This is a genomic window from Cupriavidus sp. 01T418, assembly GCF_056398885.1.
Map to the genome: position 1 here is coordinate 1 of NZ_JBFTQG010000087.1, position 11,374 is coordinate 11,374.

Sequence of the window (11,374 nt, forward strand, 5' to 3'; positions counted from 1 at the left end):
GAGATATCGTGTTCCATGCTGGCCTCCGCGCTGGAAATCGCCGGGTGTGGCATTGTCCACACCGTGCGGCTCTGGCAGTCATGCTAACCCGCGTTTGATTCCTCGCGGCGGGCCGGCCCTCTTGCCCTCAGGGGAGTCATACTGACTAGCCGGCGTTCCATGCCGGGAGGGGAGAGCCCGTGGATGGCTCTGCCTGGCGCGCCCGGGCTGGCATGCCTGGCTTGACAGGGCGGCTGGCGGATCCCGGTTCAGATCAGGTCCACTTGCCGCATCGTGGGGGCGTTACCGCCGGCCAGAGCCAACGGCGCCACGCCGCCGCGCGGCGCCTCGCCACCGCCGGCTCCCCAAGCCAGGCTGAGGCCCCGCTCCCGCGCCTTGTAGACGGCCTCTTCCTTGCCGCTTACCTGCAGGTGCCTGTAGATGGTGCGAGCATGCGTCTTGACGGTATGCACGGACATATTCAGCAGGCGGCCGACGGTCTTGTGCGCATGGCCTCGGGCAAGCAATACCAACACATCGTACTGGCGCTGCGTCAGCCCCAGCATCGTCGCCTCTTTACCAGGCCGCTTGAGGCCGGCGGTGGATTGCGACGCCAGCGTGGGTAATGTGGATAAGGCAGGTAGGGCGGGTAGGGCGGGGAACAGTGGCAGCTGGCTGGCGCCGGCATGGCTCGAGTGGCCGGCGACGATCCGCCGGATAGCCGATTCGAGTACATCGATCGATGCCGATTTGGAAAGGCAGCCGCAGAAACCCGCCGTGATCCCGCCCGGGGGCAATTCCAGTGGGACGACATCGGAAAGCAAGAGCAAGCGCGGTGCGGACCATACCTTGCGCGCCATGCCGAGCCACTGCCAGCCCGTGTCCAGGCTGCCAGGCATGCCGAAGACAATCAGGTCAGCTTCACCCCCGGCATGCGCAGGCGCGGGGTCTTCCATGGGGTCGATGGCAAGGACATGATCGATACCTGCAATACTCTTCAACAGCTTGAGCATCGCGATCCGGAGCAACGGAAAGCTCTCGACGAGCAGCACGTTCATACCTGACTTCCCCGTACAGAATGCAATGGAGGCAGGCTGAACCCGCAAGGTCGGCGCGGCGCTGCCAGCGCCGATCAGCGCTATTGCGCACCCGATACCTTCGGATTTCGACCCCATCCCGGCTGTGCCGCCAGGTTGACTCTGTGCGTCTTGGACGCCTGCCCGGATATATTGGATTTCTTGTTGTGCCGCGTGATCTTATGTGCGGAATATAACGAAATCAAGAGATTATTGTCGCGGCGGCGAAACAACAGGGAAAACCGCGAGGCCATCGGCCCGGACCGGGCCGAGCGCAGTTGCCTGAAACGTTCGACGCCGATCGGCCTGTTGCCGGCGGGACAGCAGGCGCCTGCGCGAAGGGAGGCGCCCGCTGTCCCTGCTGTCCATCACAGGAAGGCAGCTTGCGTACCGTTGCCGAAGTTCTGCAAGGTGGGGATCTTCAGATTGAGGTGTGTGCTCGTGTCGATCGTGTTCACGACCGGCCCGACCTGAAGGCCCAGGGTCGGGCTGGCGAAGCCGCCGCCAATCCCATTCTGCGCGTTGCCGCCGACAGCGGAGAAGGCGCTGCCGCCGCGCACGGCGGACATGGTCTTGCCGTCGAGTTCTTTGTCCAGCGGCAGGTCCTTGATCATCAGGGTCGATTGCATGGTGAGTCTCCTAAGGGTTCGGTTGGGAAGCGCCCGTCAAATGGGCGCCACCACATTGCGTTACAGCGCGGCAAGTTGCTTGCCGTTGCCGAAGTTCTGCAGGACAGGGATCTTCAGGTTGAGATGCGTGCTGGCATCGATCGTGTTCACGATCGGCCCGATCTGAATGCCAATGGTCGGGCTGGCAAAGCCGCCCCCGCCGAACACGTTCTGGGCGTTGCCGCCAACCAGGGAGAAGGCGCTGCCGCCGCGCACAGCGGACATGGTCTTGCCGTCGAGCTTCTTGTCGATCGGAAGGTCCTTGATGATGAGGGTCGATTGCATGGTGAGTCTCCTGGGGGTTCGGTTGGGGGGAGCAGCTTGTTGTTGCGCTCGAAGGGGATAACGCACAGGGCGTGCCATGCCGCGCCATGTGCCTGGAAATAAATCATAAGTCATTGAAAAATAAACGTTTTAGCCGGTGGCATGCACGCCTTCCGATGCCAGTGGACCAGCAGCTGCGAGGTCGTGTGTTGGGCCCGCGCCAACGCATTTCATGGCCACTGTTTGCCAGAACAGACACATGGCGCCCGACGAAATGGCCAACGGGCGCGACTGCCGTCACGCCGGCCGCTGCTTCAATGGGCAGGAGGCGCCTTGATCACGAGGCCGCGCTCGCGATCCATCGAAGCCAATCACGGGCAAGCGCATCCGTGGTCGCAAGCGCACACCTGGCGGTGCGCATATCGAACCCTGCAGGAGAAGGAACGCGCGCATTTCAGCTTGGTGACGCCGAAGAAAGTGGACTACCGCACGCGTTGCCAACCGCGCGCTTGCAGCCTCATGCGACCATCGACTATGTTGAACCTCAAGGCCGACGTGGCCGCTTCCACGAGGAGCGATGATGAACAGGGTCATAGGACACCTGGCCGTGCTCGTTGTCTTGGGCCTGTCTGCCTTTGATGGGGCGAGGGCATCGGACATCGACTGTCAGTCAGCGCTCGGCGCGGGATCGGTCCGCTGTGAAGATCCACAGGGCAACGGGATGCGATGTGTGCTGGAGACCGACCACCGTCCGCGCAACAAGCACCTGGTCTGCGATAGCCCGCAGCTCTCGATGCGCTACGAGCGCCTCTACGCCGAACAGCAGAGGCTGCTGCGCAGCGGCGTCACGAACGCTGCCGACATCAGCGCCTGGCGCGTCCAACGGGATGCTTGCGGCTCCGAGCGCTGTCTCGATAGCCTGTTCCACCAATGGTGGCGGTGGCGGGATGCTGCCCGCACCAAGCCAGCACGGCCCGCCGTCTCGCCACTTGCCGCCGTTGCGGCGCCTGTCCCACCAAAGCAAGAGCCGAAACCGCCCGCGGGGGATCAGGCGGCGCCGGCTCCGTTGACTGCCATGCAGGAGAGCCGGCAACCGACCGGGCCAACACCGCCGACAGCCACCTCTTTTCAGACCTCGCCGGCCTCGATCGCAACCGAGCAGGCCCCGCCCAGGCTCGCCTCGGGCGCCTTGGTGTTACCAGGCTTGCTGACAGGCTTCGCCGCCTTCGGCATCGGCACGGCCTGCCTGTGGAAACGCAAGCGCGCTCGGCGCGCCTCGCCAGAACATGAACGGCGTCGGGGCATCTCCGCCGACGTGGCGATACTCTATGGCCTGCTCATCGTGAATGCGCTGCTTCTGGCGTTTGCGCTGGGGCTGGGTTAAATACTCTCTGTTCATCGCGCTAAGCCGGAACGCTACCGGTTTCGGCATCAGAAGACGCCAAGCGCAAGACCCGCCGCCAATCCTGCGCCGAGCTCGGCACAGCGCGCAAGGTCCTCGGCGCCGATCTCCTTGCGCGCCAGAATGCGCTCGGGCGTCTGTGCATGGGTGCAGACGATCAGGCCTGGCGCCACGCACTTGAGGCGCCAGCCGGTGGCGATGCGGTCGACCTGGCGCAGTGCGTTCTGCCCGTCACTGCCTGCGCAGATCATGGCCGCGTACGGGCGACCGTTCACACGGTCAAGTGCCGCGTAGTAGCAGCGATCGAAGAAGTCCTTCATCAGTCCGGACATCGCAGCCAGGTTCTCCGGCGTCGCGAACAGATAGCCGTCGGCTGCCAGCACGTCGTCCGGACCGGTCTCGGCCGCACGCTGCAGCCTGACAGCGACGCCAGACTGCATGCGCGCCGCGTCGGCCGCCGCCTCGGCCATCTGCTGTGTTCCCCCGGTCATCGTGTGATAGATGATCAGCAGTGTCTTCATAGCGTCTTCATTGGATTCCACCCGCCGTCCGCTGGTACGCTGCGAAATGTATCACGCCATCGTGAGCGCGAGACGCCCCGGACACCGACCCGACGCGGCAAGCGCGCTAACCACCCTCTGCATAATCAAGGTGAGGATCCATCGCCTCGCGGCGCGACTGAAATTTCGAAAGCGTCTTCACCGCCGAAATCATTTCGGCCTCGATGCGCGCGATAATCTTTGCGAAAGGCTCCCTGCGATCGGCAAACGCGACTGCCTATCCGAGCGAAATCGCACCAGTCGAGGCATCACCTGAAATGTAGGCTTGCTTGCCAAGGATGCCTGCTACATGCGGCCGCAACACGCTGAAATCGCCGGCGTGGGTGCGCTCCAGTTCATTCACGATGCTCGTTGTGGCGTTACGCAGGGCACGTACGGTATTCCGAACACTTTGCATCATGAGCGCCGTGTCGGTTTCCTTCAGGCCGACGAGCAAATCCTTGTAGCTCCCATGTGCCCAGATCTCATCCGCCACCAGGAAGCGGGTGCCAATAGTCACGCCGTCGACGCCGAGCGCCAGTGCAGCGATAACCTGCTTGCCCGTGCCGATGCCACCGCCAAGCAATACCGGAATGTTGAACGCGTTTCCGGCGAGCGCGCCTTGAATCATGGTTCCAATCAAATCGACGCCAGGATGTCCGCCGCACTCGGCGCCAACAAGTGATACCGCGTCCACGCCCAGCGATTCGGCCTTCTTGGCATGTCTTAGCGATGGGGCTTTATGCAGCACCTTGACTCCTGCCTCATGAAGGCGAGGAAGGTATGCCTCCGGGCTCCGTCCCGAGGTCTCTACGAACCGCACGCCGCCTCGGATGACTTCCTCAAAGTACTCGTCGACCTTTTCGTCGGGAGTGGGCTTCGGAAGCATGGAGACATTGACACCAAAGGGCTTGCCTTCGGCCAGATCACGGCACTTGTCGATCTCAGCCCGCAGACGGGCGCCGTCAGAGAGGCTGGCTGCGGTAATGAAACCGATAATTCCGGCCCGAGCTGCCGCGGCAACGTAGTTTGCGTCGGCGAGCCATTGCAAACCGCCGGCGACAATCGGCAGTCGCGTCCCAAAAAATTCGGTAACGGGTGTTGCGAACTGAGTGTCCATGATCTTCCGGTGACGTTATTTCGGAACTAGTGTTCCGTTAAAATGCTATGAAGTCAGCGTATTGCAACATTTGTACGGTTGTCAATAGCCAGAATTGCAGGTTGTGTGCGGGAAATGGAGAATAATTGACGTACAATGGAACCCGTGTATCATTGTGGCAAGGAATGGAGGGCTGACTGTGGCACGTGGTCGAGCAACGGCGGGCGAAGATGTCGGCGAGAAAGATCAGGTTTCGGCACTTGCACGGGGGCTGCAACTGCTGGAATGTTTTCGCTCGTCCCAGCGCTTTCTGAGCATGCAGGATCTGGTTGATCGCGCCGGGTTGCCGAAGGCTACCGTCTCCCGGCTACTCAATACCTTGCTGGCGCAAGGGTACCTGGAGTACTCGCCGACGCAGGAGCGCTACTACCTTGGAACGGGATTGCTATCGCTCGGATTTTCGGCACTTGGGTCCATGGGGATACGGCAGATCGCCAGGCCATTCATGCGCGAACTGGCCGAACAGTCCTCCGCTTCCGTTGGCATAGGCGCGCGCGATCGGCATACGATGGTTTATATCGAGAACTGTGCGAGTGCCGCGAACCAGAATTTTCGACTCTCGACCGGCTCACGTGTCCTGCTGGCAACTTCCGCGCTTGGCCGTGCGTATTTCTGCGGTCTTGACGATCATGCCAGGGAGCGCCTTCTGGCCTCTCTTGCCGATCGTGATTCTTCTGATAAGCGTTCAGTGCGGCAGTCACTTGAGGAGGGTCTGAAGTGTTATGAACAGCATGGCTTCTGCGTCTCTGTGGGTGATTGGCAAAGCGACGTCAACGCCGTAGGCATCCCGTACCGTTGTCCAGACGGAACCGCTGTCCTGGCGTTCAATTGCTGCGGTCCTGCCTTTCAGCTGCCGGAAGACAAGCTCTTTGAGGTTTGGGGCCCGCGTCTGGTGAACCTTGTGCGGAATGTCGATGCCGCTATGCGACCACTTTGATGCCGGCAGGCATCCGGTGCGACGCAATATTCTTGCTCGCAGAGTGCATTCAATGGTTTCAAGGATTAACTCGTCCGATACCCCGCAAACGCCCGCGCAACGCAGGCCGGACTGTTGGACTGGCTAAAGCCAAGGCTTTCGCCATACAAACCGCCTGGCGAAATCATCTCTCTATCTTCATTCCCATCGCTGCCAGGCAGAAATTCAAAAAAGCGGATTTGAAGGACCGCGTGCAAAAGACGCCTGTTTCCTGATTCACTCGCGGTCGCGCAACTGTATGAGCAACCAGGCCATGAATTCCTGTACCTGCGAGCGGTAGCCATGCTCCTCGGGATACACGGCGTAATAGGCGTCCTTGATGGGTAGCGAGTCGGTGGTCAAGCGAAGCAGCGTCCCCGCGTTCAACTCGTCCATACATAACTGCTTGCGCCCCAACGCCACGCCATGGCCAGCTACGGCGCTCTGTATAAGAAGGCTGGCGTCCCTGAACATCATTCCTTCCCGACGCGGAGCATAGGAAGTCTCGCCAATGGACTTGAACCAGATGGCCCACGGGAAGCGCTCGTCATGAAGCAGTCTTGAAGCTGCCATCTCCTCGGGCGAGAGCGGCAACCTTCCTTGATTGAAGGCAGGGCTGCACACCGGAAAAAGCGCTTCGTCCAATAATTTGTGCGTTGAAAGTTCAGGCCATTCACCGTCGCCGAAGCGGATTGCCAGGTCGATGCCGGCAGTTTTGAAGCTCGCCAACGAGAGCGAGGTTCGCACGCGTATCCCTATCTCGGGATGTGCCTCACTGAAGGTATGTAGCCGTGGGATCAACCAACGGGCGGCGAATGCGGGATGTGAATTGATTGTCAGGAGTCGAGGCGAGGCCATGCCTCGGGCATTCTGAACTCCCTCGTTCAGTTTCGAAAAGGCCTCCGATACGAACATCAGCAATTCGGCGCCATCCTGCGTGAGGTGCATTTCACCGGCCTTTCTCACGAATAGTCGTTTGCCGATCGCATCCTCAAGGGCCTTGATCTGTTGACTGACTGCGCCATGGGTGACATGGAGTTCCTCGGCCGCGCGGGTGAAATTCCGGTGGCGGGCCGCGGCTTCGAAGAAGCGGAAAGTATTGAGTGGTGGCAGACGTGGCAGACGCATGATCTCTCAATGTTAGTCAGACTAACTGCGCCCGTCAAAAAATATGGCTGGCTCGACGCGGGCAGAGGCAGGGATACTGAGAGCTGGAAAAAAGAGTCCTTCCAGGGTTGCGGCAGTAAAGGTTCAGCAGGTCTGATTGCCAAATCGTTGCAAAGCGTGATTCGCCTGCTTTGGTCTAATGAATTATCCATGAACTACGGAGTGAGTATGAGACAAGGTCATTTCAGCATCCCACCGATGGAGCGAGTCTACTTCGGACGCTCGTTTGTCGAAGCTGTGCTCGAAGAGGTTGCGAGACTGGGCTCGCAAAGGGTCTTCCTGCTGGTCAGCAACACGCTGAATAACAAGACCGATGAGATCGACAAGCTGAAGGCTGCCTTGGGTGAAAAGTTCGCCGCACTTTATGACGATATTCCGGCGCATATTCCGCGGGACGCGGTGCTGCGGGGCGCTGCGGTGGCGCGTGAAGCAAAGGCCGATCTGATTGTTTCGGTGGGCGGCGGCTCCGTGACCGATGCAGGCAAGAACATCGCGCTTTGCCTTGAGCACAACATCACCGAACTCGATCAGTTCGAACCGTTCCGGCTCAAGACTGACCCGGTGAGCGGAAAAGTCGATGCCCCGGTATTTCGGGGTCCCACGGTTCGCCAGATTGCCGTGCCGACGACGCTCTCGGGTGGCGAATTTCACCAGAGCGGTGGCTCCAATGATCCGGTAAAGCATCTCAAGCAAAGTATCCGCAATCCGTTGATGATTCCGCGCACGGTCATCTTCGATCCCGTATTGACGCTGCATACGCCGCTCGGACTTTGGCTGTCCACGGGCATGCGTTCCGTGGACCATGCCGTTGAATCCTTCTACTCGCCGTACGGTAGCCCCTTCGTCGACGGTGCCGCGTTGCAGGCGCTTCGCACCTTGCCCGATGCCCTGAGGAAGACAAAGGCAGACCCGAGCGACCTCGATGCACGTGCGCAGGCACAGGCCGGCATGTGGCTGTCGCAGATGGGTATGTGGTCGCTTGTTCCGATGGGAGCGAGCCACGGCATCGGCCACGTGCTCGCGGGGACTGCGCAGGTTGCGCATGGCCATTGCACGTGCGTCACGCTTCCCGAGGTCTTGCGATTCAACAAGCCCGTTACGGAAAAAGAGCAGAGACTGATCAGTGAGGCGCTTGGGGATCCCAATCGTGAAGCCGCCGACCTTGTGGCGGAACTGATCGACTATCTTGAGATGCCGAATCGCTTGCACAAGGTGGGCGTCACGCCTGACAAATTCGAACTGATTGCGAAGAACGCGATGCTCGACCGCTGGGTACACAGCAATCCACGCAAGCTCAATGGTCCCGAGGATGTCTTGAGCATTCTCAATGCAATCGCCTAAGGCCTCGGCGAGACGGGCCGACCCCTATGTTGGTCCCTTTCGGTAACGAACGTTCGCCAGGAGGACAAGTGCGCGGCGGTCGTGTCAGCACATCGTGCAGGAGACAAGATGTTTAGTTGGTATCGTAAAGTCAGCCAGCGTGAGCAGCGTACCTTTTGGGCCTGTTTCGCTGGCTGGGCGCTGGATGCAATGGACGGGCAGTTGTACGCCGTTGCGATTCCCACCCTTATCAGCGTGTGGGGGCTGACGACGGGGGAGGCAGGGATCCTCTCCACCGTTGCGCTGATCAGCTCGGCATGTGGAGGATGGTTGGCGGGGGTGCTGTCCGATCGGTATGGTCGCGTGCGGGTGCTTCAAGGGACGATTCTCTGGTTTTCATTCTTCACGCTGCTTAGCGGCTTGACGAACTCGTTTGAGCAGTTGTTGGTCGTGCGCACACTGCAGGGCTTCGGGTTCGGTGGTGAATGGGCTGCAGGCGCCGTGCTGATGGGTGAAGTAATCCAGGCAAAGTACCGTGGCAAGGCCGTGGGTCTGGTTCAGGGCGGCTGGTCGGTCGGCTATGGCGCGGCAGTGATCCTCTACAGCATTATCTTTTCGTTCGTACCGGCGGTCATTGGATGGCGGATCCTGTTCTTTATTGGTGTGCTTCCCGCTTTCCTGGTATTTATTGTGCGTCGCTACGTCGAAGAGCCGGAAGTCTATGTGGCAACACGCAAGGCGATCGCCGCAGGCGCCGCTCCAGCACGCGCGACTGAACTGTTCTCAAGGGCCTACCTGAAGACGACGATTCTCGCCTCGCTTCTGGCCACGGGCGTACTGGGCGGAAATTACACGATCCTGACGTGGCTTCCGACCTATCTGAAGGTGACACGGGGGCTTTCGGTTTCAAATACCGGCCTCTATCTGATCATCAATATCTGCGGTTCATTCCTGGGCTATCTGGTGAGCTCGAATCTTAGTGACAGGCTTGGAAGAAGGCCTACCTTTGTATTCTTCGCCATGATCTCCGCTGCGTCGGTTTTTGCGTATATGTACCTGCCACTGGAGCCACTGAGCCTGATGCTTCTTGGGGCCGTGCTGGGCTTCAGTCAATCGGGATGCCTGGGCGGGATGGGTGCCTTCTTCACGGAGCTTTCCCCGTCGCGTATTCGGGGAACGGCGCAAGGCTTCAAGTACAACGCTGGTCGCGGCATCGGCGGGCTGTGCCCGGCGCTGGTCGGTCTTCTTTCCGCTCGCATGCCGCTCGGCGATGCCATTGCGATGCTGGCTGCCGGTGCGTACATGCTGGTGGTTGTCGTTGCCGTGAGCCTGCCGGAGACTCGCGGGAGGGAACTCCAGGTGTACTCCTGAGGAGCGCTTCTTGCCGGCCGCTCACTGCGAGACGTGACGCTGTCACATTGATTTCAGTTCGAGTATTGACGCCATTGCGTCGGTTACGCGTGGTGTCGATCCATTCAATGCGTCAGGAGATAACGATGGTTTTGGAAGGCGACGCTCCAAGGTAACGGTCTGTATTTGGCTAACTGCAATCTAAGTCCCACAGAGTCCACATCATCCTGCGCACCGGCAATCCAGTGCGGCAAGGCGACAGTCACGCGGGCCATTCCATGGAAAAGATCCTGACTACGACGGCCGAGTATGGATTCGAGGCCTGGCATCAGTTTACCTGCCAGAAGTTCTCTGCCTCCGAATGCTGGCAGGCATCCGATTCATCGTTCCAGGCGAGAGTGTCCAGCCGGCAGCTCGGCGCATTGGTGCTGAGCGAGGTGTCATCGTCCGCGCTGGACGGCGTTTGAATACGTCGCGGCCATGGCGAGATCCGCAAGGATCCACGCGATCACTTTATGTTCTACCTGGTCCTGGACGGCCGGGTGGACCTGCTCCAGTGTGAGCGGCAAGCTAGCGCGGCGGCAGGCGACCTGCTCCTGTATGACCAGGCGAGGCCGTTTACCCTGGATTTTTACCGGCATCACTCGATCCTGGTGAACATCCCCCGCGCGCTGCTGGTTTCCAGGATTCCCGCGGCCGCGGGCTTCACCGCGCGCCGCATTGCGGGTAAGTCCGGGCTCGGGGCACTTGCGGCCACGGTCATGCGACAAATCGCCGATCTTGATGCGCCGACGACGGCCGAGGTGGAGAATCGACTGGCGACGTCGGCGATGGACATCATCGCCGCTACGCTGGAGGCGGAACTGGCCGATGGCACGGCAACGCGGGCCGCGCGCCATCGGCTGATGCCGCAAGTGGAGCGCTATATCCTCGCCCATCTTCATGAGAGCGATCTGGACCTCGAAACCATCGCCCGCGCGCAGAACATTGCGCCACGGACCTTGAATCGGATCTTTGCCGCGGAGGGCATCACGCCGATGCGGTGGCTCTGGCAGCAGCGTCTTGCCGCTAGCTTCAGGGCTCTGTCGGAGGGAAGCCAATTGGCAGGCAAATTCCGGGCAGGCCGGCGCAACTGGAGGGGAAGGCATTGCGCGCAAGCGTGATCCGGTTTACCGCGTGTCCCGCAACGGTGAACTGAGACCACTGACAGGACATGGGCGCGGGGTCCCAATTGGCGAGGGAGGGGCAGTCGAGGCGAGGCTGCTAGTACTACTGTGTTAACAACTACTCGGTTTTCCGACCGCAGCACGGGCACCGTTCAAGGCGGGCAAGCAGTGCGGCAGCGAGYTCCAATCGCAGCGTGGCGATAGAATCTGCCACATGACGCTGCTTACGCAGGGGTGCCCCGGGGCCGGAAGCCTTCGGGTAAGGTAGATCCCTCGCCGAGTAATCGATGGGCTGGAGTTTTTTTTTGCGCCGCCAGGCGTTCGGTGAC

At 60.5% G+C, this 11,374-nt stretch carries 12 protein-coding genes; 6 read left to right on the plus strand and 6 right to left on the minus strand.

The window, feature by feature from the left end:
* Positions 1-248 precede the first annotated feature (248 nt).
* From AC1DQ3_RS35880 to AC1DQ3_RS35890, 3 genes are all read right to left on the minus strand, one after another.
* Complete coding sequence (locus tag AC1DQ3_RS35880) at positions 249-545, minus strand: response regulator transcription factor (RefSeq protein ID WP_477124839.1); 297 nt, start codon at positions 543-545, stop codon at positions 249-251.
* Between the two features lie 878 nt (positions 546-1,423).
* On the minus strand, positions 1,424-1,684 hold the full coding sequence (locus tag AC1DQ3_RS35885; protein ID WP_477124840.1) for a hypothetical protein: 261 nt from the start codon (positions 1,682-1,684) through the stop codon (positions 1,424-1,426).
* 60 nt (positions 1,685-1,744) lie between these two features.
* Entirely contained in the window at positions 1,745-2,008 is a 264-nt protein-coding gene (locus AC1DQ3_RS35890; RefSeq protein WP_477124841.1) for a hypothetical protein, read from the minus strand.
* A gap of 556 nt (positions 2,009-2,564) precedes the next feature.
* Between AC1DQ3_RS35890 and AC1DQ3_RS35895 the strand changes: the two genes are divergently transcribed.
* Positions 2,565-3,371: a GntR family transcriptional regulator gene (locus AC1DQ3_RS35895; RefSeq protein ID WP_477124842.1), complete on the plus strand. Its 807-nt coding sequence runs from the start codon at positions 2,565-2,567 to the stop codon at positions 3,369-3,371.
* A 47-nt stretch (positions 3,372-3,418) separates the two neighbouring features.
* On the opposite strand, the gene AC1DQ3_RS35900 is transcribed toward AC1DQ3_RS35895, so the two are convergent.
* Entirely contained in the window at positions 3,419-3,910 is a 492-nt protein-coding gene (locus AC1DQ3_RS35900; protein WP_477124843.1) for a flavodoxin family protein, read from the minus strand.
* Between the two features lie 256 nt (positions 3,911-4,166).
* Positions 4,167-5,048 carry an NAD(P)H-dependent flavin oxidoreductase gene (locus tag AC1DQ3_RS35905; RefSeq protein ID WP_477124844.1) on the minus strand — a complete coding sequence of 294 codons (882 nt, stop codon included), beginning with the start codon at positions 5,046-5,048 and terminating at the stop codon, positions 4,167-4,169.
* A gap of 178 nt (positions 5,049-5,226) precedes the next feature.
* Between AC1DQ3_RS35905 and AC1DQ3_RS35910 the strand changes: the two genes are divergently transcribed.
* Positions 5,227-6,024, plus strand: coding sequence for an IclR family transcriptional regulator (locus AC1DQ3_RS35910; RefSeq protein WP_477124845.1), 798 nt, complete (start codon positions 5,227-5,229; stop codon positions 6,022-6,024).
* Between the two features lie 255 nt (positions 6,025-6,279).
* On the opposite strand, the gene gcvA is transcribed toward AC1DQ3_RS35910, so the two are convergent.
* The gene (gene gcvA, locus AC1DQ3_RS35915; protein WP_477124846.1) at positions 6,280-7,170 is read right to left on the minus strand and encodes a transcriptional regulator GcvA; all 891 of its coding nucleotides are present in this window, start codon (positions 7,168-7,170) and stop codon (positions 6,280-6,282) included.
* 9 nt (positions 7,171-7,179) lie between these two features.
* On the opposite strand from gcvA, the gene AC1DQ3_RS35920 reads away from it, so the two are divergent.
* The 4 genes from AC1DQ3_RS35920 to AC1DQ3_RS35935 all read left to right on the plus strand — a co-directional run bounded on the left by AC1DQ3_RS35920 (position 7,180) and on the right by AC1DQ3_RS35935 (position 11,042).
* Positions 7,180-8,550: an iron-containing alcohol dehydrogenase gene (locus AC1DQ3_RS35920; protein ID WP_477124847.1), complete on the plus strand. Its 1,371-nt coding sequence runs from the start codon at positions 7,180-7,182 to the stop codon at positions 8,548-8,550.
* A 108-nt stretch (positions 8,551-8,658) separates the two neighbouring features.
* Positions 8,659-9,900 (plus strand): MFS transporter, encoded by a 1,242-nt coding sequence (locus AC1DQ3_RS35925; RefSeq protein WP_477124848.1) that lies wholly within the window; start codon positions 8,659-8,661, stop codon positions 9,898-9,900.
* A 257-nt stretch (positions 9,901-10,157) separates the two neighbouring features.
* Complete coding sequence (locus tag AC1DQ3_RS35930; RefSeq protein ID WP_477124849.1) at positions 10,158-10,346, plus strand: hypothetical protein; 189 nt, start codon at positions 10,158-10,160, stop codon at positions 10,344-10,346.
* A gap of 21 nt (positions 10,347-10,367) precedes the next feature.
* Positions 10,368-11,042: an AraC-like ligand-binding domain-containing protein gene (locus AC1DQ3_RS35935; protein WP_477124850.1), complete on the plus strand. Its 675-nt coding sequence runs from the start codon at positions 10,368-10,370 to the stop codon at positions 11,040-11,042.
* Positions 11,043-11,374 lie beyond the last annotated feature (332 nt).